The sequence below is a fragment of the Candidatus Omnitrophota bacterium genome, assembly GCA_016929445.1.
Taxonomy (GTDB): domain Bacteria; phylum Omnitrophota; class Gorgyraeia; order JAFGIU01; family JAFGIU01; genus JAFGIU01.
In genome coordinates, this window is the sequence record JAFGIU010000005.1 from 41649 (window position 1) to 65344 (window position 23696).

Genomic DNA, 23696 nt, shown 5'->3' on the forward strand with positions numbered 1-23696 from the left:
TCAACCAGGAAATGAGTTATGTCACCACACATATCCGAAATCGATCTAAACACCTATTTTGACGGCGAATTGCCTGAGCCGAAGGCCGGGGAAATTCGTGCCCATCTTGAAAGCTGCGAGTTCTGCCAAGAGCGCTACGAAGAGCTAAGGGCTCTATCGCAGGCGCTGTTTTCCACGGCGCCCTGGAGTGAAGACAATGCTTTTGTCGAGGGGGTGATGGATCGGGTCCGGCAGGAAAGCGCCCCCGCCACACGGCTGTGGCAGTTCCCGGCGTTGAGAATCCCGGATTGGACCTTGGATTTAGGATGGGCGGCAGCCCCGGTCCTGGCTCTGGGGCTTTTCCTCTTTGTCGTCAACGGGAACGGCGCAGAATTGCCTGCCACGGGCTTGAATCTTTTTTCACAGAATAGCGGCCAAAACACAGCTGTTGATGCATTGCTCGAGGACAATTGGGATGCGGGAGACGTCCTCGAATATACTCTAGGAGAGTGGTCATGAGAAACTTACGCCTGCAACGTTTGGCAATCTTGATTGTTGTATTTTTGTTGGGTTTGAGCCTGGGTTGGGTTGGGGGGAAGAACCAATCCATGAGCCACAAGAAGTGGCATGATCCTCAACAGAGGCTTGAGCATTTCAGCAGGGCGCTTAATTTGAATGAACAGCAGGCAACGCAGCTCCAAACCATCTTGAATTCAAAGCGGGAGCAGTTCCGCGGTCTCCGGGAGCAAATGAAACCGCAGATGGAGGCCTTGCGCGAGAAGACCAACGTGGAGATTCTGAGTATGCTCAATCCGGAACAGCAGGAGAAATATAAAGCGCTGGAGGCTGCCCGGCAGGATCATCAGGCTCGACGCGGGAATAGACATCAGCGCATGGAGTGGGAATCCAAATAGATCTATGTGTGAAAAACTGATCGCGTATTTTGCCGAACGGCATCTGCTGACCAATCTCATATTTCTCACGGTTCTTATCGGGGGCGTCTTTGCGTGGCAACAGACCAGCAAAGAAGAGATGCCCGCCATTACCTTCGACCATGTGCATGTATCCGTGCGTTATCCGGGAGCCCCTGCTGAGGATGTGGAGTATTTTGTCACGCGGCCCCTGGAAGAAGAGCTTCGGAATGTGGATGGGGTTTACCGTCTTACCAGCACTTCCAGCGTGGGGCAGTCCAGCATTGATGTGGAGCTGGAAAGGGGAATCCCCAACATAGAGGAAGTCCTTACCGAAATCCGCAGCACGGTGCTCGATGTAAACCTGCCGGATGATATCATCGATGACCCCAATGTGCGGGTGTTCAAGACTGCGAAAAAGGCGATCTTGGACATCGCGCTCATTCACAAAGACGCCCGGCTGCTGGACCTCGAAACCCGCAAGCAACTCCAGGAGTACGCGCTGGCCCTGGAGACCCAACTTTTGAGCCTGCCTCAGGTCAGTGATATCAACCGCAGAGGCTACCTGCAGGAGGAAATCCAGATACGGGCCTATCCGGAACGCCTGGTCCGCTACGACATTCCCTTTAACACGGTTCTGAGGGAGATTCGGGAAAACCACATCCGGCAGCCCGCAGGGTCCCTGGAGGCCCGGGAGGAACCCAAGGTTACGGTTCTTTCAGAGCTGGATAGTCCGGAGAAGTTTAGGGAATTCATCATCCAGGGCGGATTTGAGGGACAAGTAGTCCGGCTTGGGGAAGTCGCAGAAGTGGAATCCGGATTTGAAAAGAATGACTCCATTATCAAGGTGAATGGTCATGAGGCCGTGATCTTGAATGCGGTCAAAAGCACCTCCTCGGGAATCCTGGAGGCTCTGGATGTGGTCGAAGCGGTGGTTGGGAAGTTCCGCGTGCAGAATCTAAAAGATACGCCCATTGAATTGTTTCTTCTGGACGACGAATCCATTGATGTGCGCAACCGGCTTTCTCTCATCAGCCTGAATGGAGGGATCGGTTTCGTGCTCATTTTGGGAATGCTCTTTGTGTTTCTCAATAAGCGTTCCGGTCTTTGGGTGGCCATGGGTATTCCCTTCAGTCTTTGCGCGACCATGATCGGCGGCCATCTGATGGGCTACACCATTAACGGGACCACGCTGGCTGCCGTCATTATTGTGCTGGGGATTGTGGTGGATGATGCCATTGTGGTGGCGGAAAACATCAACCGGCTGCTGCGCCAAGGTGTTGCCGAGGCTAAAGCCGTTGTGGAAGGAACGTCTTTTGTTCTCTTGCCCATTGTCGCCAGCATTTTGACTACTTGCGTGGCCTTTATCCCTCTTTACTTTTTTGAAGGACGATTTGGGGCTTTTATCGAATTCATCCCTCCTGTGATTTTCTTGATGTTGGGGGCGAGTCTTTTTGAATCGCTCTTTATTCTGCCCGCTCACATGCAGCTTCCCATGCCTCTTTTTCTCCGGCGATTCAGCGGATCAACCCGGAGGGAAGCCCCTGAGTCAAGAGAAAAGGTCCACTGGTTTGAGGGAATCGAAGATCTGTATGCAGCCTTTCTCAAGCGGGTGTTGCCGTACAGATTATTTGTCTTCCTGGGATTTGGGCTGCTTCTTGTTTTGGCGAGTGTGGTACTGACTCAAAAAATGAAGTATGAGATGTTTCCCAATGAGGAAACGCGCGATCTGGTTCTTACGGGGGAGACCCGGTCTCAGATGACCCGGTATGAAACTGCGGAGAAAATTCAGGAAATAGAGGATGTGATTGCCCCATATTTAGGGAAGGAAGTCGTGGGGTTCCGGTCTGGAATTGCCCGGAGCCGGCGTGGAGGTTCAGCCGAAGAAAATAAATTCCGGATAACTATCGAGATCGTGCCCAAGGAGAAGCGTCGAAAGTCAGCCAATCAGCTGATTGCGGAGATCGAGCAGAAGGTTAAGGGGCTTGAGGGATACGGGAAGGTGGAGTTTCGGAAGAGCCGCTGGGGCCAGGAGTCCGGAAGTCCGATCGAGATTTTAGTCCAACAGAATAACGATGCTGTCCGCGCGCAGATCCTGGAAACCTTGGTGGAGGAGATGCAGAAGTACTCTGAATTACGCGATGTGGAAATCGACGAGGGTTTGATGATTCCGGAGTATCGAATTCGCCTGAATCGCGAAAAACTCAAGCGCTTGTCCATCAGTCCCTCCGATGTGGCATCCACCTTCAGGGCGGCTTTGGAAGGGAGTGTGCTCTACGAATTCTCCGATGGAGATGAGGAAGTCCGTGTCCGGCTGACTACGGTGGATGAGGCCAAGACGAGCATTGAGCAAGTCCTCAGGATCCCGGTGGAAAATCGCAGCAACTATCTGGTTCCTCTGGCAGATATCGTGACTGTGGAGCCCGTGATGTCGCCTAGTTCCATCGCGCGGCATGATTTAAAACGAACCTCGCGCATTTATGCCGGATTGAGTCCCGGCAGTCAGTGGACTCCTTTGGATGCGGCCGGAGTTCTTGAGAAGGAAGTCTTTCCGAAGATTCTTTCCAAATACCCAACCACGCTTTTGACCTTTGCCGGAGAGATTCAGGATACCCGGGAATCCCAGAGCGACTTTCGCAATGCGGTGATTCTGGCGCTTCTTCTGATCTACTTTATTTTGGCGATCCTCTTTGGATCCTTGATCAAACCCGTGATCATTATGCTGGTCATTCCTTTCGGCCTTGTGGGGATTATTTTAGCCTTCTATCTGCACGGCAAAATGTTGTTCGGTTTTTATGCGGCCGTGGGTGCTTTGGGATTAGCCGGAGTGGTTATCAACGATTCGATTATCATGATGGTCAAATTGGATAAGGACTTTGATCCCAAACAGTCCCCTGAAACTGTGAACCCTCAGATTGCCGAGATCGCCAAGACGCGTTTACGGGCCGTATTGCTGACCACCATCACCACCGTAGTCGGTATGTTCCCCACGGCCTATGGTTTGGCCGGCTACGATGCCATGCTGGCCGAGATGATGTTGGCCCTGACCTGGGGCATGATTTTTGGGACTCTAATCACCTTGCTGCTCATGCCTTGTGTGTATCGCGTGGGGCATGATTTCGGGCTTACGCAGTCCAAATCCCGGGAGGGGGTTCTGAGTGCTTAAGCGCTGCCAATGGATCCCGATTCTGAGTCTTGGAATTCTCCTTCTATTGGGAACAAGTCAGGGACGTTCTCAAACCCGGGACACAGTCTCCCCACAAAAACTCAGCCTGCAGCAATTCCTGACAAAGGCGACGCAGGAGGACACGGAATTCGAGCGTATCCTCATTGAGGAGCTCGCCCTCAAGTATCAAAAGGCCCTCCGGCTGCCGGCCCGGGATTTGGTGCTCTCCGTCAAAGGGCAGTACGCCTTTTACCTGAATCAAGGAAGGGAAGAGCCCGATGTGTCCATGGGCCTGAGCAAGCTTTTTCCGCATACAGGGACGGAGATCAGCGTGGATTATTCCGCGAGCCCCAGATTCACCAACACGGATAGCAGTTCGTCGGTTGGGCTGACCCTCTCTCAGCCGATTGCCGAAAACGCCTTTGGCAGGTCCACCCGGCTCCTGGATAAGATCGTGGGGCTTGAAGTCGAGGTGGCGCGCCACCAGATCGTGGAAGCCTATGAAGATTACATGGCCACGCTGATTGAGGCCTACCTGGTTTGGGATGAGGCCTATGAGAATGTCGAGATCGGGGAGTCTTCTTACCGCGAAAATCTCAAGCTTTTGGACAATATCAAGGAGCGCCAAGGCAGCAGCATTGCCAAGGAAATCGACGTCAACAAGATCACGCTGCAGGTTATGGCGAAACGGGAAAAACTCTTGGAATTGCAAAACACTTACCGGCGCGCGGAAAATGTGATTTTGACTGCGATGCGCGCCCCGGATGACGCGGAATACGTTCCAAACTTGCCTGATCCCTTTGCGGGCCCGGAGAATGATTTTATCCAGGACTATACGGAGTTCCGGAATCAGAGCCGGACCTACCAGGTGCTGGACTTGCTGGAGCAAAAAAGCGGTCTGGAAGTGGCTCGCGAAGCGGACGATTTGCTGCCCTCCATTAACCTCCTGCTGAGTTATGAACTGCAGGGAGAAGAATTCCAAGTCGTGCGGGAGGACAGCGTGCTATTCGCAGGCTTCAGTGTGGAGTGGCCGTTTCCGGACCAGGTGGACGGCGCAGAGCATGAGCTCAGCAAGATTGAGCGGCGGCGCACAGAACTCGACGTGGAAAATACGCATTTCCGGCTGTACACCCAGATCCGGAATCTGCGCTTGGAGATTGACCGCGAACGGGAACTGGCTGCGATCGCCAACGAAAAGATCGCGCTTTCCCGATCTGTCTTGGAGGATGAATCCGAGAACTACACCTACGGAAAGGTCACCCTCAACGACTATATCCAAGCCGTCAATGGTCTGGACACCAACCGCTTTAATCTTGTGCTGCACCAGGTGCGCTTGCAAGAGCTCATTTTGGAATGGCAGCGCTTGACCGACCGTCTGGTTTCTCCCGAACAGATCCAGGAAAAGCATTCCCAATAGAAGTTTTGACAGACATTGAATCAAGGGGTAGTCTGTCAGATCCGGACCAACCCAATTTGAGATTTCAACAGGAGATTGATCCATGGCCTATCTGACACAAGACAAGCTCGTGATTGCCGGTGCGGCCGGCATGATTGGTTCCAATATGATGCAATCCGTTCTCACCCAGCGACTGACGCCCAATGTCTGCGGGTATGATCCCTTTGCCAAAGGGCTCGAGGGAGCGGCGGAGGAGATGTATCATTGCGGGTTTGAAGGGGCCAATCTCACCTGGACCACAGACATCGCGAAGGCTTTTAAGGGAGCCAAGTACATCATTTCTTCCGGGGGCGCGCCCCGCAAGGAGGGCATGACCCGCGAGGACCTCCTCAAGGGAAACGCCGAGATCGCCGCCCAGCTGGGCAAGGACATTAAGCAGTACTGTCCGGATCTCAAAATCCTCAACATTATCTTTAACCCGGCGGATGTTACGGGCTTGATTGCTTTGGTGCACTCGGGCCTGGAACCCAAGCGGGTTATGACCCTTGCCGGCCTGGACAGCACGCGTTTGCAGACAGCCTTGAGCCAGCACTTTGGTGTTCCCCAGGACGATGTCACGGGTTGCCGCACCTATGGCGGCCATGGCGAAATGATGGCCGTTTTTTCCTCTACCGTGAAGGTTCAGGGCAAGGCCTTGGACGATTTGATCGGGACCGATGCCCTCCCTGAGGAAAAGTGGGCGGAGATCCGCCAGCATGTGATTCAGGGAGGCAAGCGCGTGATCCAGCTCCGGGGCCGGTCCTCCTTCCAGAGTCCCAGCCATCAGGCTGTTGCGATGGTGGCCGCGGCCATGGGCGGAAAAGCCTATCCTTGGCCCTGCGGCGGGTACATCAATTCAGACGGATTCGGGCACACCTTGATGGCTTTGGAGAGCAAAATCACCCAGAACGGGGTGAAATACTCACTGCCCAAGGGCACGGCAGCGGAGATGGCCGCTTTGAAGGAATCTTACAAGCACCTGGCCAAACTGCGTGACGAAGTCATTGAGATGGGGATCTTGCCTCCCACATCCGAGTGGTCCGAGGTCAATCCGAATCTCTAGGATTTAATACAGGCACAGATGAACTCCTCCAAACCGGCCCAGGGCGGGATGCGTGAGGTCATCGGCGTTGCTCTCCCGATGATGGTTTCCCACGCCTGCGATACGGTCATGACTTTCACGGACCGCATGTTTTTGTCCCGCCTGGGTCCGGATCTGATGAACGCCTCGATGGCCGGCGGCCTCAGTGCTTATATGATGATGGCCTTTTTCCTCGGCCTCACAGGCTATGCAACGGCCGTGATCGCGCAGAATCTGGGCGCGGGCCGCAAAGATCGCTGCTCCATTACGCTGAGCCAGGCAGTCCTCATTGCCTGCGTCGCCTATCCCATCCTCTTGCTTTGCAGACCTTTGATGCACAGCCTTTTTGAGGCCACGGGGATCGGAGCTGCGCAGCTTGCGCCGCAAAAGCTCTACTTCAATATCCTGCTTAGCGCCGTGATTCTGAGTCTGTTGCGTCAATGCCTGAGCAGTTTCTTCTCGGGTATCGGCCGGACGCGGATTGTGATGCTGGCTTCCCTGGTGACCCTGCTCGTCAATGTGGGGGTCAATTACCTTCTTATTTTTGGAAAGCTGGGCTTCCCTGCCTTGGGTATTCAGGGAGCGGCTTATGGCACGATTACAGGCACGGTCTGCGGCTTGGCCATTCTCCTGAGCTCTTATTTGAGCGCGGCCAACCGCCGGGAATTTGGAATTGACCGTTCTCTGCGTTTTGACTCCCAGGTGATGCGCACCTTGTTGCGCTTTGGGTACCCGGCCGGGGTGGAGATGTTTCTGAACCTCCTGGCCTTTACCCTGATCGTCTTACTTTTTCATAGTGCGGGGGAGGTCTCGGCCACTGCTGCGACGCTCATGTTCAATTGGGATATGGTTTCCTTTGTGCCGCTCATTGGCGTGGAGATCGGAGTGACGAGCTTGGTGGGCCGTTACATGGGCGCGCGCGATCCGGAAACAGCCCACCGGGCCACCATGTCGGGGCTAAAGGTGGGCTGGATGTACTCCCTGGTAATTCTCCTGTTCTTTGTGTGCTTTCCGGGCCTGCTCGTGGACTTGTTCCACACAAGCGATGCAGGAGGGGTGTTTGCCCGGGCCCGGCCCACGGCAGTGTTCATGGTGCGCACAGCCTCTCTCTATGTCATGGTCGAGGCGGTATTGGTGGTGTTTATCGGAGCCCTGCGCGGAGCCGGGGACACTTTCTGGACCATGTGCTATTCCGTTACTTTGCACTGGATCCTCGCCCCGGTCGTGTTTGTGATGCTCAAAGTGGTGGGGGCCAGCCCCGAAGCCGCCTGGGTGGCCCTGGTCCTCAGCTTCTTGCTGCTGACAATTCCGCTGATTTTGCGCTATCTCGGCGGCTCCTGGAAAACAATCCGGATGCTGCCCGGCGAAACCGAAGCCGTGGCCGCTACTGCTGCTATCATCCCAGACACCTTCCACGAACCCCCCGACCTTTAGGGACAGGTCTCGCTTACCCCTGTGACCATAACGAGTTGGGCGAGAACCGTCCCCCTCCGACCTGCTTTGAACCCACTGTCTTGAGGACAGCATTCGTTATGATTGATCTGGGCAAGGGGACGACCCTTTCGCAATTCGTTGTCTCGTATGGGGATAGCGAGAACCGTCCCTAAAAGGTGTAGGTAAGGAAAGACCCGCCCGTGAACTGGTTTTCTTTTGCGACTACAGGACTGTCTGCCGCATCCCCCACCAGGCGTGAGTAGCTCACAAAGCCCACCACAGACCAGTGATTATCCAGGCGGTGCAGCACCCGCAGTGAAGCGCCGACATCTTTAATGCCCGATTCCACATCGTAGAAGGCCAGAGAAGAACGCACAGCTTGCAGGTGATCCACGCCAAAATAACTTTCCATGTAGTTTTCACTGGCAAAAGTGGCATTTAAGGAAGGCATCAAGAAGGTTGAGTGATCGGGGAGCGCGAACTTAGATCCCAAGCTTCCGCCGAGGGTGAAGCCTCCATGCCCATCGGCGATGTCTTGGGCAAAGTCCAATCCAAATGTCAGGGGATCCAGCTTGTATTCTGCAAAGAGCCCCAGTTCTACGGTCTCGCCCACATCTCCCATTCCCTGTAAGAGAGCATCGTCTTCTTCGTCCCGGCCAAAGTCGAAACCCAAGGCAGTCCCTACAGTAAGTTCTTCATTTTTGTAGAGATCCAAGCCGATTCCCCGCCAGGGATTCAAGAAAAAGCGGTCCTTATACTTGAGATCGATGTAAGGTAGCGGCCAGCCTTCATAACTGTCGCTGCCCTCGTATTCAGGGCGAATTATTCCGCCCAAGCCCAGCGTGACCTTCCAGTTCGAATCCGGGGAGGTTTCGTAAGCAAGCGCCGGTGCGTTAGAAGCCAAAAAAAGTACAGTGATCAAGCAGAGTATCTTTTTCACAGTGGATGCCCTCCAAAGCAATAAAGGAGAATAGCAGATTTGTTTTCAGCCGTCTACTTTGTAAGTTAATTAGAATTAGGCGATTAGGTGCCGGCGCCCCCCTACCCAGGACATCTTAGGGCGGCCGCATTTCGACCAGCCTCTTTTAGATGCAATAGCCGAATCTCTGCCGTTTATTGTAGACTGACTCCTGTTGCTTGCGAGGGGCATCGAAACCAAGGAGCGTTCAATGTCTCGCTGTTCATCAAGAGTTATCCGGATCCAAACCGTGAGACCTTAGCTCAATCAATGGATGTGCCGTGAGTTACCGAGGATAGAGATGAAAATTGACGATATTTCAGTTCAAGTGGGCGAAAGTTCCGTGCCGCTGAGGTCTTTGGTGCGCCAATTGGTGAAAGAGTGTGCCGGAGAGATTCTGGATGAGCAGCGTGCATCCGAGATGATTGAAGGTCTCGGAAACAAATGGCAGGGCGGCACGTTAATACTTAAGCCTGAAAATGTTGAACAGCAAGCAAAAGAAGTGCCTATTGAAACCTTCTTTCACAAAATCGTGATGGTCCGGAACAATCTCCGGGTGCTTGAGCAAAAGATCAATTCGAATGACAAGCTTGCCGATGCTGAAAAGGTCGAGCTTCAGCAGTACATCACGCGCAGTTACGGTTCCTTGACCACGTTCAATGTGCTCTTCAAGAGCAAGGCGGATCACTTTAAGAGCTCCTAGGAAAGCGAGAAGGCGGGAGGATCCTGAGAAGGGCAAGATGGGCCCTCTTGACTCACTGGGTCTTCTCGTGTCGAATAGTAAATCGTTTGGTTCACAAACCGGAAACGAGGAGGTTTGATATGGCAGTACAGGCAGGGATCCCCATGGATATTGGGATTGAAGAAAAGGGCAGGCAGGAGATTGCCCAAGGTTTATCGCGTTTACTGGCAGACAGTTATACGCTTTACATCAAGACCCACAACTTCCACTGGAATGTGACGGGTCCGATGTTCCAGGCCTTGCATTCCATGTTTGAGGTTCAGTATACAGAGTTGGCCACCGCAGTCGATGAGATTGCCGAGCGCATTCGGGCCCTGGGTGTGATTGCGCCGGGCTCCTATGCGGAATTCTCCAAGCTTGCGAGCGTCAAAGAAAGTTCCGGTGATTTGAGTGCCGCGGAGATGCTGCGCTCTTTGGTGGAAAGTCAGGAAGCGGTGATCCGGACCGCTAGGTCTGTGTTCCCTGCGGCCGAAAAAGCGAATGATCAATCCACCGCAGATCTGCTGACACGGCGTTTGGAGATCCATGAAAAAACCGCATGGATGCTGCGGAGCATGTTGGAATAAAGCCGGCCAAGATCGGAAAGGGAATACCTTTCAGCAGCCCACCTCAGCCTGTAAACTGGGGTGGGTTTGCTTTGAAATAGGAGCGATAACCTGAAAATGAATCCGGAAATGCCGTCCACTTCCCCCAAAGACCTTCCCTTTGATATAGAGCAACTTCGGGCTCAGTCAGCGCAGCTTGTGTCATTTCTCAAAGATATTCTCCGGGAAAGCAGTTTTCCGCGGATTGCAAATGCGTTGCCGGACCTCTGTGGGGGAGTCGTACGTGAGGAGCCCGCATTGCGTCCGGTGACTCCGGCCGACTCCAAAGAGGAAGAAGCCGTCATTCAAGCGCACTCTATTTACTTCCATCTTTTGAGTATTGCGGAAGAGTTTGAGGCAGGCGCGCAACGGCGCATCAAAGAAAGAGAAGCCATTAGCGCTGTTCCGGGGGACGATCCCTCCAGGATCTGGACATTTCAGTCCGTAGTAAATGCCGCTGTGCGGCAAGGGGTGAAGGCAGAGCAGATCGAGGAGCTTTTGTCCGGCTTCGAAATTCAACCGGTGTTGACGGCGCATCCAACCGAAGCCAAACGGGTGACTATTCTGGAGGCTCATCGCTTTATTTATGATTCGATCTACGAATTAGCCTACCGGGAACTCCGGAGCTGGGAACGGGAAATCTTAGTCCAGCGCATCCGAGCCCAAATCGAAATTCTCTGGCAGACCGGCGATATCTATCTGGAGAAACCCCGGGTTGTCGATGAGATCGAGAACGGGCTTTTCTATTTCCGGGAAACACTTTATCCGGTAGTGCCGACAGTGCTTTCGCGTCTTTCCAAAGCCTTGCGCGGCGCTTTCCCCGGAGAGCGCTTTGGGGTGCCTTCAGTGCTGCAGTTTAGTAGTTGGCGCGGAGGGGACCGGGATGGGAATCCCTTTGTGACCGCGCAGGTGACCCGCCATGCCCTTATCCGGCATGCTGTGACAGTATTGGACCTTTATGCCGGAGAGCTCCAGGCTCTCATCAAGCGCTTCTCCCAATCCGATTTGGAATGCCTAGTATCAGACGAACTCAAGGCCTCTTTGGATAGCGACTCGGCGTTGGTGGATGACTTCAGGGTTTTGGCAGAAAGAAATCTCCATGAGCCTTACCGGATTAAGTTAGGAACCATTCTGGCGAAGATACGCGCCAGAAGAAAGGCGGTTGAAGAGATTCCGAGGTTGGAGGATTGGCCGGCTCATGCCTATCAAAATGTGAATGAGTTGATAGAGGATGTCTCGATTATTCGAAGGAGTCTCCGGGAGAATGGCGGCAAGCAAGCCGATAACATGTGGATCAGGCCTTTTGAAATGCGGGTGCGCACATTCGGGCTTCATTTAGCGCGCCTGGATCTTCGTGAGAATAGCGAGGTATTGGAGCGGGCTATTGAGGAAATCTCCCAAGCGACCGGCCAAGGCTCTTATCTCAATAAATCAGAAAAGGAGAAGCGGCAGTGGCTTGTGGAGCAGATCGAGTCCAAACGGCCACTGCTTGCCGAATGGCACCGTTATTCCGCAGGTACCCAGGAATTAATTGATACATTCCGCCTGGTTCCCTGGGCCTGGAATCATCTGGACCGCGAGTCTCTGGGTTCATTCGTTGTGTCTATGACCCGGGATATTTCGGATCTTTTGATGGTCTATCTCTTAGTTAAGGAAGTGGGAGGATTTGAGGAAGCCTATTGTCCGTTGTCAATCGTCCCGCTATTCGAGACCATTTCAGACTTGCAGAACTCCGCGCAAATGTTGGACGTGTTGTTCCAAATCCCGATTATCCAAAGGACGTTGGCGCACGCCAAGATGTCCCAACAGGTAATGGTGGGCTACTCAGATTCCAACAAGGACGGCGGTATACTTACCTCTCAATGGGAGATCTACAAAGCCCAAGAGTCCATGATGCAGGTGGCCGATAAGCACAAAGTCCGGCTTAAGTTTTTCCATGGTCGCGGGGGGTCGGTTTCGCGAGGCGGCGGTCCGACACACCGCACCATTTTGGGCCTCCCGCCCGGCACGTTGCGCGGAAGGATCAAAATTACGGAGCAAGGAGAGGTCATTTCCTCCAAGTACTCCAATTCGGAAACTGCGCTTTATCAGTTGAAACTCCTGGTGGGGAGTGTTTTGGCTGCAAGTCTTGGCAATGAGATGGGGCCTCCGCAGGTTCCTGAAGAATACCTGGCCGAAATGGAGAACTTGTCCAAGTCTTCCTATGAGGCCTACCATCGTTTTGTTCATCTGCCGGGATTTATGGATTATTTTCGCCAGACCTCCCCCATCGATGTGCTGGGTTTGCTCAATATCGGTTCGCGTCCGACCAAACGCCGGGACACTTTGGAGATCAAAGATCTGCGGGCCATTCCCTGGGTCTTTTCCTGGAATCAAAACCGCCATCTTATTTCGGCATGGTATGGAGCGGGGACGGCCTTTAAGGAGGCTGCCTCCGATCCAAGACGGCTGGAGTGCTTTCGCCGGATGTACAAGGAGTGGGGATTTTTCAACAACCTTGTGCTCTCTTTGAAGAAGAGCATCCTTGTGGCGGATATGGATATCGCCAAGGAGTATTCTCTGTTGTGCGATAATGCGGAGTTGGCCGGGCGAATTTATTCCGAAGTCGCCATGGAGCATGAAGCTTTGCGAACGGCTCTTTTGGCGATTGCCGGAGTGCAAAGTCTGGAAGATGAAATCCCCAATACTTCAATTATGAGGGAGATTCGTTCGCCCGGTTTAAAGGAGATTCACCGCACGCAGATTCGCTTGCTCAAGAAAGTATTGACTGGTTCGGGTACTGAGCTGGACCGCACTCACTTGCTGCTCAGTATCAACTGCATTGCCGCAGGATTAGGGATCACGGGATAAGCTGATGGAACAAATCGAGCTCGAAGAGTGTCTGAAGAATTCCGCCGGCCTGGAGGATTGGCAGGCGATTGCCGATTCCCTTCCTTCCCTGCACCCGGCGGCTGCTGCCGCATTTCTCCAAACCCACTGCAAAGACAATATCCCGAAGGTCTGTTCGCTCATAAGGCGCACCTTTGCTGCGGATCTTCTCGAAGCACTTCCGGACGATATCGCTGCGCAGGTTCTGCACCACCTTCTGGAACAGGACCCTCAGTTTGCCACAAGGGTCGTGCGGGCAATGCGCACGGACGAGACAGCGGATATTCTGCAAGACATATCCAATGAGGATCGCAACGCGATTCTGTCCTCTCTGACACAGCGGGATGCGGAAGCTGCGGCGAAGCTGTTGTCTTACCCGGAAGATACAGCCGGCGGGCTCATGCAAACGGAGCTCATTTCCATTCCCGTAGATTCTGTGGCAGCAGAGGTGGTTGGGGAGTTGAGATCCAAGGTCCGCAGATACTCGGAATATCCTGCGACCTATCTTTATGTGGTAGACACTGAGAATCGTCTTGTGGGAACAGTGACTCCCCGGGCACTGCTCCTATGCGACGCTGATACACCGCTCTCGGAAATTATGAATGGTGACCCGACTTCCATTCCGGTGGATCTGCCGGCAGAAGAGGTTGTGAATGCCTTCAGGGACTACCACTATTTGGCTTTGCCGGTGGTGGATGACAAGGAGCGTTTGCTGGGGGTCGTGACCCACCGCGCTGCCATGGAAGAGGCGGAGGAGCAGGCGGATGAGGAACTCCTGGAAATGGTCGGTATTGTCGGCGGTGAAGAGTTCCGCGACAATCCTCTGTGGAGCCGGTCCTGGCGGCGGCTGTCGTGGCTGGGCATCAATGTGCTTCTCAATATGATTGCCGCGAGTGTGATCGCGGTGTACGCGGGCGTGATCGAAGCAGTGGTGGCCATTGCCGTGTTCTTACCAATTATTTCCGATATGAGCGGATGTGCGGGCAATCAGGCGATTGCCGTGAGCATTCGTGAGCTTTCCACGGGCCGCACCAGGCCAAAAGATTATTTGAGAGTCTTATGGAAGGAGATGTCGGTTGGTTTTATTAACGGGCCAGCCTTGGGTGTTTTGATTGGAGTCGTGGCGTGGTTATGGTACGGCAATGCGTGGCTGGGGGTGATCGTAGGTCTTGCCCTTGCTCTCAACACCTTTGTTGCGTTGGCCTTGGGAAGTTTGATTCCCTTGGGCCTCCGGGCTGTGGGCAAGGATCCTGCCTTGGCTTCCGGGCCTATCCTAACCACCATCACCGATCTCTGCGGATTCTGGATTCTTCTGGCTCTTGCAGCCTGGGCGATCCGGAATTTAGGGTTGTCTTGAGATGAAACTCTTATGATTAAACCCGCACCCATCAGACCCGGAGACACCATCGGAATTGTGGCAGCCGCCAGTGCCTTTGATAAAGACAACTTCATTCGCGGCGTGGAGAAGCTGCGTTCTCTGGGATTCCGGGTGAAGTATGAGCGGGCCATCTTTAACCCGTGTTGGTCCAAACCCGGGCACAACCGGCAGCGTGCCGCGCAAATCAATCGCATGTATCTCGACCCCAAGGTCAAGGCTATCTTGTGCGCCAAGGCCGGGTATGGTTCGATTCAAATTCTGCCTTTCCTCAATAAAAGAGTGATTCGCCGCAATCCCAAGATTTTTGTGGGCTACAGCGATATCACCAATCTCTTGCTCTTTCTTCAGAAGATTTCCGATACGGTTGTATTTCACGGTCCTGTGGTGGCCAACGAAATCTACGAGGGGATGAACTCAGTCACACTCTCCTACTTGGAACGCGCACTTACTCATACGGAACCTTTAGGACCGATCCTGGCTCCGCACCTGGTGGCCCTGAGCCCGGGCAGGGCCACAGGCCGGCTGGCGGGAGGCAATCTTTCTTTGATCACGGCCATGATCGGGACTCCTTACAGCTTGTCCACCGAGGACTCCATTCTTTTTCTGGAAGAGGTGGATGAGACTTTGGAGCAAACCCGGAGATTCCTGTTTAAACTGAGGCAAGCCGGGAAGTTCCGGCGAATCAGGGGAGTCCTGTTCGGGCAAATGGTGGAATGCTTTGAAGAGTTCGATGAGTTTCGGGCTCTGGTTGCGGAAGTGTTTGCGGGGTACGATATCCCCATCCTGTTCGGTTTTCCCTCAGGGCACAAGAGTGAGCGCGAGGCGCCGCATGTGACTCTTCCTTTGGGAGTCCAGGCAACAATAGACGCGGACAAGCTGCTGTTTCAAATCGACGAATCCGGGGTGGCCTGAATTGAAAACATACGATTTTGCCTTGAACTGGGGAGGCACGATAAAAGAGAAATTTGTCGATCATCTCCAGGCGGTCTGCAAGCAGAAGAATCTCTCTATGTTATGGATTACCGAAGAGAATGTGCGGCAGGTAATCCGGGATTTGGAAGAAAAAAATATGAGGATCAAAGTGTGTTTGGACGGCCAGGCCACGTATCACAAGAAGGGAGATCCTTACGCAAGGGTTTGTTACGCAGCGAAGGATGCGGGGGGAATGGTCATCAATGATCCGGACCGCACTCAGTTGGCGGTTAATAAGGCTGCCATTTATTATGAGCTGACCCATGCGGGGGTGCTGGCCCCGTACACAGTTGTGGTTCGTAACTGGCAGCCTCAAACATACAGGCTTCCGGATGAAGAAAGGGCCAAGCTGGGTGTTCCTTTTGTGATCAAGCCTTCCTTGGGATTTGGCCAATTGGGGGTTATCCGCGAAGCCAAAGGGACCATTCGGGAAATCGCCGGAGCGCGCAAGTACGATCGCGGAGACGACTTTTTGCTGCAGGAAAGGATTGTGCCAATTCACCTCAATGGAAACCGTGCTTGGTTCAGAGTTTTCAACCTTTTTGACACGATCATCCCTTGCTGGTGGGATGATGTGGCCAACCGCTACGCCCATGTGTCCTATGAAGAATTCAATGCGTATAGTCTGTACCCTTTGGTGAAGATTGTGTCCAAGATTGCGCAAATTACCCAAATGTCCTGGTTTTCAACTGAGATAGCCATTGATGAAAAAGAAGGAAAGCGGCGTTTTCTGGCCATAGATTTCGTCAATGACCAATGCGATATGTCGGCTCAGTCCGAACACGACAATGGAGTTCCGGATCCTGTGGTGGAGTATACGGCGCGGCGTATGATCGAGACAACTTGCCAGTATCTCAGCGGAGAGAAAGCACAAAGGAAGTACGAGATTTGGCTGAAGGACGCCACAGTTCAGTTGCGGGGGCTTGGGAAACCTCCGGAGCTGCTTGGGGTTAGATTATCTTCTTCATGAAGCGCTCGAGCCGGCTATAAGGGAAGTAAACGAGCGTGCGCAGACCTGCCACGTTCGAAACATGCCGCACGGATTTCCGGACTTCAGAAAAGAGCGCCGGCAACACAATGTCCTCTTCCACCTCTCCCTCCTCTTGCACGGCAATAAGGCGGGCCAAAGCATAGAAGCCTGCAATCACGGCCAATATAAATAGGAAGTCCAAACTCCTCAGATCCATGGCAACCACCTGGAAATGCCGGCCGATGTGTTCCGAGGACCACCTAATGAGCACGCTCAGTTCCTGCCCGGCAAACCAGTCTGCCCCGAATCCGGCCAGGATGGGAGCCAGAGTTGCCGCCACCCCGGAAACCAGGGCGTTGGTGGCCAAATAGGCTGTGGCATCGCCTCTTGGAGCGAGCTTCATGGCAATATTAAAGGAGGCGAGCGTGACGCCGGCCGTGCTCATTCCCGCCAACATGTGGATGAGCACGAGCAGGGGAATCGTGAGGAAATACTTGTCTGGCATGGTCGTAAAAGGCCAAAGCCCAATGCTCAGGATAAACAAAGGCCCTGACGCAGCGAGCACGGACTTGTTGCTGAACTTGTCCGCCAGAGGCCCCCACCATTTGAGAAAGGCCACATTGACCAATTGGCTGAGCACGGAGAGTCCCAGGACCATGCCCATACCCAGGCCCAGCCGTTTGAGCATGTAGACCGTGAAAAAGGGGGCAGCCAGGTTGACTGCGAAGCTCCACCATCCCAGAAAAATGAGAAGCTGACGAAAGTTCTTTTGGCGAAAGGGTTTACCAAGGGCTTGAAAGAGGTCAAAGCGTTCGACCGGCGCCATTTGAGGCTCGGGCGCTTTGGAAAGGAAGTAAATACCCAAAAGTCCCGCCGCAGCCCCCACCAGGAAAATGATTGGATAAATGCCGATTTCATTTTGAAAGTGCTTCTTGTAAAGATCCAGCCCCAGCCCCGCAAAGATACTGAGCACCGCGGAGAGCAGGGTAGCAATTGCCAGCCGGTTCCCGAAATAGGAGCCCATGATGTTTTCCGGGATCAAATCGCGCATCCAGGAGGTCCAGGCACCGCCTGAAAGTGTTCCCAGACCAAAGTAAAGGAACAAAAAGATCAAGAGGGCTGGGATGCGAGCGGGCTCGGGCAAGAACCAGGGAATGAGGGCAATTCCGATCCAGAAGAGCCGGCTCAGAAAGGAGGCTGCCACAACCAGCAGTTTGCGCATGCGCGAGCGCTCGACCAGATAAATAGCCGGGATTTGCAGGAGCTGGGTCAGAGGGCCTGCCGCGGCAATGAGGCCGATTACTTTGTTGGAAGCCCCCAGCAGGAGGGCAAAGGCCACCAGAAAGGCGCCGCCTGTGAGCACTCCCATGATCTGCGAGCAGATGCCGTCAAAAAGCACCATGCGCAGGCCTTGCTGTACATCGCCTTCGCTGATTTCTGCCTGGGGTTTGAGTCGGTGCAGAGGGTTCATATTAAGTATGCTCTGATAGAGTAGGTATTATAGAATAGATATCCATGAAATCAGCAAATGATCTCATTCACTCCGTGGGCCGTGGCGTTCAATCCGCGGGCCGGAGCGCCCAAAGCCTCTTCAAACGCCGCATCCCTCCAGGATCTTCTCCGGGCACCTTAGTGGTCCATCCGGATGCTCCAAAACCGCGTATCTTTGTTCTGGATTTTGACTCCAACAATCTCAATGAAAGAGAAATCCAGGATGTTTCCGAGCTGTCTTCTTTTCGCGATAGTAATACCGTGACGTGGATAGACGTTCAAGGCTTGGGGGATGTGGAGCTTATCGGGCGATTGGGGGAGATTTTTGGCCTGCATCGCCTTGCGCTGGAAGACGCGGTCCACACGGGCCAGCGGGCCAAGGTGGAGTCCTATGACGATCACTTGTTCATCATTGCCCGGATGATTCTCCTGCGAGAGCATCTCGAAACAGAGCAAGTGAGCTTTTTTCTGGGGCCAAACTGGGTGCTCACCTTTCAGGAGAAGCCCGGGGATGTGTTTGAACCGGTCCGGCAGCGTATCCGTGGGGGCAGAGGCAAGATTCGTACAGGCGGCACGGACTATCTAACCTACGCGCTCTTGGACGCGATTGTGGATCACTACTTTCCGGTGTTGGAAGCTTACGGGGACCAGTTGGCCGGTTTGGAAGAGCGAGTCGTGAGCTCCCCGGACTACGGGGTCTTGATGCAGATCTATGCCCTCAAGCGGGATCTGCTGTCCCTGAGGCGCGCGATTTGGCCGGCGAGAGAGGCCTTTAACAGCTTGGTGCGGGATGAATCGGAGTTGATTCAGAAGGAAACAGTCACCTTTCTCCGGGACTGCTATGACCACGCGGTGCAGGTTATTGATCTGGTGGAGAACTATCGGGAACTATCCACCGGGTTGATGGATGCCTATCTCTCTGGCGTGAGCAACCGGATGAACGAGGTCATGAAAGTCCTCACCGTGATTGCGACGATTTTTATCCCCCTGACCTTTGTGGCCGGGATTTACGGAATGAACTTTAATCCGGAAAGATCGCCCTGGAATATGCCGGAGCTCAATGCGTATTTTGGGTATCCCTTGGCGATTCTCGGAATGTTGGGAATCGGAATTGGGCTGGTTGTCTTCTTTAGAAAAAAACAGTGGTTTTGACTCCGAGGCAAAAGATGTCGGCTTGGACCTTTGGAAACCTCAAGAGGTAGAACAAGGGACGGTTTGCTTTTGGCAGGCCGGGCCGCTCAAGCTATGGTAACAATCTCTTGCAAGATCTCTTTGGACTTCTTCCAGTCACTTCCGAAGGTCTCAGTCGCAGGCATCTCATTCCAGATATAGCGAAATCCTTTGGTGTAGTTGATTAGAGGTTTCGTGAAAACTATTGAATTGGGGATGTGGATAATGCGCCCCGTGAGCTGCGGTTCGGAAATCCTGCGGGTGGCGATTCTCTTTCTGTTAGAATGCCTCCTGAAAGGGGACTCTAGGAACTGTCCATATCGCCATGAATAAAAAATTGTTCTGGATACCGGCTGTAGTTGTCTTTTTGGCGGTCTTTACCGGGATCTATGCCCTTTATATCGAACCGAACTGGTTGCGTGTGCGTAAGATCGATGTGCAACTTCCGAGCGAGTACGCTGCCCAGGACGGCCTGACCGTACTCCACCTTTCCGACTTCCAACTCAGGAACCCTCAAATCGGCTGGCGCGAACGCCGGGTTGCAGCGCTCGCGCGCCAACTGGATCCGGACCTGGTGGTGGTCACCGGGGATGTGATCGAGGGCTATGTCAGTTACCAGGCTTGGATTGATTACGTGTCTGCGCTGCCTTCCCGTTACGGTGTTTATGCAGTGGCCGGGAATTGGGAGCACTGGGGCGATGTGAACATCTGGGAGATGAGAGAGGATTTGGCTAACCGGGGCGTGAGCTTGCTCGTCAATGAGATCGCGCGGGTTCCGGTGGGGGAGCGCGGACACATCGAGATTCTGGGTCTGGACAACCGTACCTTCCAATACCAGCCGTTTCTGGCGAAGTTATTGGAAGAATCCGATCCGCGGCTCTTTCGTTTGTTGCTGGTGCACGCGCCTGTGGCTTTTCACCAGGCCGCCCGCGGCGGGATTCCCTTAACTCTGGCCGGGCACACACAGGGCGGGCAAATCTGTTTGCCTTTTGTGGGGCCTTTGCGCCGGGCTGTGCCGGGCATCAGCGGCTATTTCTACGGGCTTTACCGGGAGAAACAAAGCCAGATGTATGTGACCTCCGGAGTCGGCACATCCACCATTCCCATCCGGTTTTTTGCCCGGCCTGAAGTGGTGCTCATTCGGCTGAAGAAGGACTAGAGGAAGCCGTCATTGCGAGGCGTGGCAATCTATGTTGCGCTAAAGCGCGCTCTGCAGCGCTTGAATGGAAAGAGTTTGGACTTGAAGGGCTTGGACGACTGAGCCGGTCCGCACTTCAGAAGCTTCCGTCCGCACTCCTGCCTCCTCCAGCTGCCGGGCCATTTCGTCGTGAATCCAGGAGGCGATTGCTATCGTGCCGTGCTCCCAGAATGCGACTTTAACTTGGCGGTTCATCCGCGATTCTATAGTGTTCCTATAACGGCCCACGATTTGAAGTAGTTTTTCCTGCTGCGCCGGGTATTGATTTGGGTCGTGCGCGCGCAAAACAAGGATGGCTTGCTGCAATTCTTGTTTTGTCCAGTTGTCCTCTATTTGTAGCCATGTTGCAGGGAGCCATTCTCCGACAGCATCTGCTTTCTCCCAAATCTGATCGACCCATCCATCCCTCCGTGTTTCATCCCCCCAAATACCTTGTATCCACGAGGCTTCTGCCAGAGAGCGCCAAACATTCCCATAACTCTGTTTCCAGGTGTCCCCCATATTTCCCGCAAGGTAAGGAACAGGGAAGGTAAAATCCTGGAGAAGCCAGTTGGAAAGTCCGGATTTAAAGGCGGCCGAAGTGCGGGAAGGCATATATCTTGCAATTTGCTGAATGGGGGCACTGATTATGCTGGGATCCCCTGTGAGGCATTCTTGAACATACAAACGGACAAAGTTCCGGCCTTCGGGAGTCAGCAACCGGATGGCTTCCCCAATTTCGTATGGCACTTCTGCACCATACAGATTTTGAAGAGTGCGGATGAGCTCTGTTGCATTGGGAATCATTCCCGCACTGTCCATTATTGCAGGAGAAAGATCCAAGTCTTTACTGGATCTGCGGCGGATCCGCCGGAGGTCGGGAGTTTGCAGGCCCGGCACCCGGCAATTGTTCAGGATCCAAGCGCCGACACCCATTTCCGGCGTGTCTGGCTGCCACACCCAGACAATTTGAATGGCTAAGTAGTCCATCCATCTTTGCAGGTCTTGGATATCGCGATCCGAATCTGGCTGGATCAACCAAATCGAGAGAATCTGATATAGAGGCTGGAGGACTGAAGGAGCTCCGGACCTCAAAAGTGGCTCATAGGCCGGATCCCAATTGGATTGGCCCATTTGTTCCATGGCTGACCGAATGATGGTGTTTACATCAAATTCTCCTTGCAGCAACAGGCGGTCCACAGCCTCAGGAGGAACTTCGCTTTGAAACGACAACCGGGTCACCACCGAGGCCAGGTTCAGAGCCAGCCGGGATTGGGCGGCGATCTGAACCCAAGCGGCTTCATGACGGTTGCTCTGAATCAGATCGTGGATTTGATGAAGATCTTCCAGCGATTGGTCTAGAATCTCAATGAGAGTTCCTTCATAAGTGGGCAGATCTTGTTCCCATCGCGGCCCCAGGTCGCGGATATCCGGACTGGCCAAATAGGCGGTATCGAGGCTCTGCACAGGAGTCAGTGGGACGAGACCACTCCGCAGGAGACGGAGCTGGTTCTGTAAACGTGTGGCGGCCTGCCCTAAGTTTTGTTCGATGGCGTCAGAAGCCCCCCAGCTTCCGGCATTTTCAGGCGTCCCGAGACTCTCTCGAACCAAGCGGGCTGCGTTGAGAGTCCTGAGGTTTGCATCCAGCAAGTTTTGCAGCTTCTGTGCATCCTCAGATTGAGTTGTTCCTAAAACAAGCACTGTATTGTACAGGGACTCCAAGTTCAGACGAGCTCTTTCCAGATCGGGCCAATCCATCTCCAGCCTTGCGGCAGGACTTGGAGGAGCCGCGAGCTCTGGGTCCGGCCGTTGCCTCAAGGGTTCCTGGAGAAGGTTCACGAACTCTGCCTCGAAAACCTCCAGTCCGGGGAGGGTTCCTTCCTCCAGTCTTCGTGGTTCCAAAGTCTGGAAAGAAGGAGATCCCTGTGCCGCAAAGGCGAGCTCTTGCCACAGGTTTCTGCCCAGCCGTGCGTGAATCCGTTGGCGGGCTTGATAGATATCCTCTTGCATGAATCCCAATAGCGTGCCGCTTCCGACCCTGTTCAGGATCTGGTTTGACTGTTGGAACAAGGTAACTTGCTGCTCCATGAATAGAAGACCTGCCAGGTCGTTGTTGTTTGTAAGTGCCCGCACGTAATCGCGGAAGCCTTGTGGGGGGTGCCTTCCGGAACGGTCTATTTCGAGCGCTCTGGTGACCAGTCCATAAAGACCGGATTGGAGCTTTTCAGATACAGCATCCGTGACATCCGTCACCAGAGGAAGCAGAGCAGAATCTACCTGGGTGTGGTGTTCATCCAACCATCGGGTGCTCTCCCGGCACCAATCCCACCAATAGAACGGATTGGACGTCTCCGACTTTCTCACTAAGTTGCTCGGAATCAAGTTACCGGATAGTGCTCCGCTCAGCGAGGCCATTTCCGTATGGGTGAAAGCTTCCGGTCGGCTTTCGCTGCCTGCGAGTTCCACGGGTTCGTTGTGGATGTGGAAGCTTATGCCGAGCGCTGAAGGCGGGATGCTTTCCCCGACTTCCTGGAGCAACTCTTCCGCAATGAGACTCGCCTTTTGCGGGTCGAAAAGCCCTCCTCTGAAATACTCTTCCGAGAGATAAATGTGGAGTTCCGGCAAGATGCCGCCTCCCTCCGCCATTTTAAAGACTTGTTCACTTACGGCCCAGGCAGGGCGACCGGGGTCCCCTGTGAGGTTCTCAGAATGACTGCGGAAGACCCGGACTTTGACTGGGGAGTCTTCACTCAGTGCCGCCAAAAGGTAGTCCTTGAATTGAGCTCCTAACTCGGGAAAAGGTCCGGTTGAAGGATCCATGGAGTTGACCAGATGGACCACCCTTTCAAGCGGGATGGCATCCAAGTCCGGATAAGACGAGCGCTTGGCGTTATCCAGCATTGTCTGTACCATTTGCTCCCGGTTGAGCCTTCCCATGGGCCCGGAGGCCACAGTGGCCGCGGGTATGGCAGGCACTTCGAATCCGGCCTCCCTCGCGGCCATTTGCATGGCGCGCTGCATGGTTCCGGGCGCATCGGACCGGGTCTCGAAAAAGCGCCGGAGTCTGCCCAGAACCACCATGGCTTGTTGGGCACTGTTGAGACCCCGGATTCCGTCGAGGACTCCGGAAGTCCTGATCCATTCTTGAAACTGCTCGGCATCTGTGATTTCCCCATCAAAGGGGGCCACTGGGGCAAGCGTGGCGGGTTCTTGAGCCCGGGTGACTGCAGCCAGGCCCGGAATGCCCAGCATCAGGGCTGTCATCAGGAATAGTGGGAGGAGCCGGCGGCTCCGGAGCCTGCGGAATGGGTGCATCTAAGTCAGAGGTCCTTTATAACGTATTTATTAGCAATTAGTTAGATAATTAAGTATTATTTCCG

The 23696-nt window shown here is 53.9% G+C and carries 18 protein-coding genes; 14 read left to right on the forward strand and 4 right to left on the reverse strand.

All coding sequences use genetic code 11. The features are described 5' to 3' along the window. Window positions 1–18: 18 nt before the first annotated feature. The 6 genes from JW937_00680 to JW937_00705 all read left to right on the forward strand — a co-directional run bounded on the left by JW937_00680 (window position 19) and on the right by JW937_00705 (window position 8006). Window positions 19–498, forward strand: coding sequence for a zf-HC2 domain-containing protein (locus JW937_00680; protein ID MBN1585926.1), 480 nt, complete (start codon window positions 19–21; stop codon window positions 496–498). Next, on the forward strand, window positions 495–893 hold the full coding sequence (locus JW937_00685; GenBank protein MBN1585927.1) for a periplasmic heavy metal sensor: 399 nt from the start codon (window positions 495–497) through the stop codon (window positions 891–893). Before JW937_00680 ends, JW937_00685 begins: the two co-directional genes overlap by 4 nt. Before the next feature lie 4 nt (window positions 894–897). Then, entirely contained in the window at window positions 898–4056 is a 3159-nt protein-coding gene (locus JW937_00690) for an efflux RND transporter permease subunit (GenBank protein ID MBN1585928.1), read from the forward strand. After that, entirely contained in the window at window positions 4049–5473 is a 1425-nt protein-coding gene (locus JW937_00695) for a TolC family protein (GenBank protein ID MBN1585929.1), read from the forward strand. Before JW937_00690 ends, JW937_00695 begins: the two co-directional genes overlap by 8 nt. 82 nt (window positions 5474–5555) lie before the next feature. Continuing rightward, on the forward strand, window positions 5556–6554 hold the full coding sequence (locus JW937_00700; protein MBN1585930.1) for a malate dehydrogenase: 999 nt from the start codon (window positions 5556–5558) through the stop codon (window positions 6552–6554). Between the two features lie 18 nt (window positions 6555–6572). Then, window positions 6573–8006 (forward strand): MATE family efflux transporter, encoded by a 1434-nt coding sequence (locus JW937_00705; protein MBN1585931.1) that lies wholly within the window; start codon window positions 6573–6575, stop codon window positions 8004–8006. A gap of 169 nt (window positions 8007–8175) precedes the next feature. Here JW937_00705 and JW937_00710 read toward each other — a convergent pair whose 3' ends face one another. Continuing rightward, window positions 8176–8928, reverse strand: coding sequence for a MipA/OmpV family protein (locus JW937_00710; protein ID MBN1585932.1), 753 nt, complete (start codon window positions 8926–8928; stop codon window positions 8176–8178). 337 nt (window positions 8929–9265) lie between these two features. Between JW937_00710 and JW937_00715 the strand changes: the two genes are divergently transcribed. The 6 genes from JW937_00715 to JW937_00740 all read left to right on the forward strand — a co-directional run bounded on the left by JW937_00715 (window position 9266) and on the right by JW937_00740 (window position 16478). Beyond that, window positions 9266–9667, forward strand: coding sequence for a hypothetical protein (locus JW937_00715; protein ID MBN1585933.1), 402 nt, complete (start codon window positions 9266–9268; stop codon window positions 9665–9667). Window positions 9668–9786: 119 nt separating this feature from the next. Further along, the gene (locus tag JW937_00720; GenBank protein MBN1585934.1) at window positions 9787–10272 is read left to right on the forward strand and encodes a DNA starvation/stationary phase protection protein; all 486 of its coding nucleotides are present in this window, start codon (window positions 9787–9789) and stop codon (window positions 10270–10272) included. Window positions 10273–10380: 108 nt separating this feature from the next. After that, entirely contained in the window at window positions 10381–13140 is a 2760-nt protein-coding gene (locus JW937_00725) for a phosphoenolpyruvate carboxylase (protein ID MBN1585935.1), read from the forward strand. 4 nt (window positions 13141–13144) lie between these two features. Then, window positions 13145–14515 (forward strand): magnesium transporter, encoded by a 1371-nt coding sequence (gene mgtE, locus JW937_00730; GenBank protein MBN1585936.1) that lies wholly within the window; start codon window positions 13145–13147, stop codon window positions 14513–14515. A gap of 12 nt (window positions 14516–14527) precedes the next feature. Continuing rightward, on the forward strand, window positions 14528–15448 hold the full coding sequence (locus tag JW937_00735; GenBank protein MBN1585937.1) for an LD-carboxypeptidase: 921 nt from the start codon (window positions 14528–14530) through the stop codon (window positions 15446–15448). Window position 15449: 1 nt separating this feature from the next. Then, window positions 15450–16478, forward strand: coding sequence for a hypothetical protein (locus JW937_00740; protein ID MBN1585938.1), 1029 nt, complete (start codon window positions 15450–15452; stop codon window positions 16476–16478). Here JW937_00740 and JW937_00745 read toward each other — a convergent pair. Further along, window positions 16459–17949: an MFS transporter gene (locus JW937_00745; protein MBN1585939.1), complete on the reverse strand. Its 1491-nt coding sequence runs from the start codon at window positions 17947–17949 to the stop codon at window positions 16459–16461. The two genes, JW937_00740 and JW937_00745, sit on opposite strands and share 20 nt — an antisense overlap. A gap of 44 nt (window positions 17950–17993) precedes the next feature. Between JW937_00745 and corA the strand changes: the two genes are divergently transcribed. Continuing rightward, on the forward strand, window positions 17994–19121 hold the full coding sequence (corA, locus tag JW937_00750; protein MBN1585940.1) for a magnesium/cobalt transporter CorA: 1128 nt from the start codon (window positions 17994–17996) through the stop codon (window positions 19119–19121). 86 nt (window positions 19122–19207) lie between these two features. Here the strand turns inward: corA and JW937_00755 are convergent, their stop codons facing one another. Next, a complete protein-coding gene (locus tag JW937_00755) occupies window positions 19208–19477 on the reverse strand; it encodes a mechanosensitive ion channel family protein (protein ID MBN1585941.1) in 270 nt (89 codons plus the stop codon). Between JW937_00755 and JW937_00760 the strand changes: the two genes are divergently transcribed. Next, window positions 19465–20298: a metallophosphoesterase gene (locus JW937_00760; GenBank protein MBN1585942.1), complete on the forward strand. Its 834-nt coding sequence runs from the start codon at window positions 19465–19467 to the stop codon at window positions 20296–20298. The genes JW937_00755 and JW937_00760 overlap by 13 nt on opposite strands. Window positions 20299–20337: 39 nt before the next feature. Here the strand turns inward: JW937_00760 and JW937_00765 are convergent, their stop codons facing one another. After that, a complete protein-coding gene (locus JW937_00765) occupies window positions 20338–23631 on the reverse strand; it encodes a hypothetical protein (protein ID MBN1585943.1) in 3294 nt (1097 codons plus the stop codon). Window positions 23632–23696: the final 65 nt, after the last annotated feature.

Excerpts from the sequence above, each read along its gene's own strand:
- JW937_00735 (MBN1585937.1), top strand. The coding sequence starts at position 14,528 with ATGATTAAACCCGCACCCATCAGACCCGGAGACACCATCGGAATTGTG.
- JW937_00680 (MBN1585926.1), top strand. The coding sequence starts at position 19 with ATGTCACCACACATATCCGAAATCGATCTAAACACCTATTTTGACGGC.
- JW937_00725 (MBN1585935.1), top strand. The coding sequence starts at position 10,381 with ATGCCGTCCACTTCCCCCAAAGACCTTCCCTTTGATATAGAGCAACTT.
- corA (MBN1585940.1), top strand. The coding sequence starts at position 17,994 with ATGAAATCAGCAAATGATCTCATTCACTCCGTGGGCCGTGGCGTTCAA.
- JW937_00745 (MBN1585939.1), bottom strand. The coding sequence starts at position 17,949 with ATGAACCCTCTGCACCGACTCAAACCCCAGGCAGAAATCAGCGAAGGC.
- JW937_00700 (MBN1585930.1), top strand. The coding sequence starts at position 5,556 with ATGGCCTATCTGACACAAGACAAGCTCGTGATTGCCGGTGCGGCCGGC.
- JW937_00685 (MBN1585927.1), top strand. The coding sequence starts at position 495 with ATGAGAAACTTACGCCTGCAACGTTTGGCAATCTTGATTGTTGTATTT.
- JW937_00715 (MBN1585933.1), top strand. The coding sequence starts at position 9,266 with ATGAAAATTGACGATATTTCAGTTCAAGTGGGCGAAAGTTCCGTGCCG.
- JW937_00690 (MBN1585928.1), top strand. The coding sequence starts at position 898 with ATGTGTGAAAAACTGATCGCGTATTTTGCCGAACGGCATCTGCTGACC.
- JW937_00720 (MBN1585934.1), top strand. The coding sequence starts at position 9,787 with ATGGCAGTACAGGCAGGGATCCCCATGGATATTGGGATTGAAGAAAAG.
- JW937_00765 (MBN1585943.1), bottom strand. The coding sequence starts at position 23,631 with ATGCACCCATTCCGCAGGCTCCGGAGCCGCCGGCTCCTCCCACTATTC.
- JW937_00705 (MBN1585931.1), top strand. The coding sequence starts at position 6,573 with ATGAACTCCTCCAAACCGGCCCAGGGCGGGATGCGTGAGGTCATCGGC.
- JW937_00760 (MBN1585942.1), top strand. The coding sequence starts at position 19,465 with ATGAATAAAAAATTGTTCTGGATACCGGCTGTAGTTGTCTTTTTGGCG.
- mgtE (MBN1585936.1), top strand. The coding sequence starts at position 13,145 with ATGGAACAAATCGAGCTCGAAGAGTGTCTGAAGAATTCCGCCGGCCTG.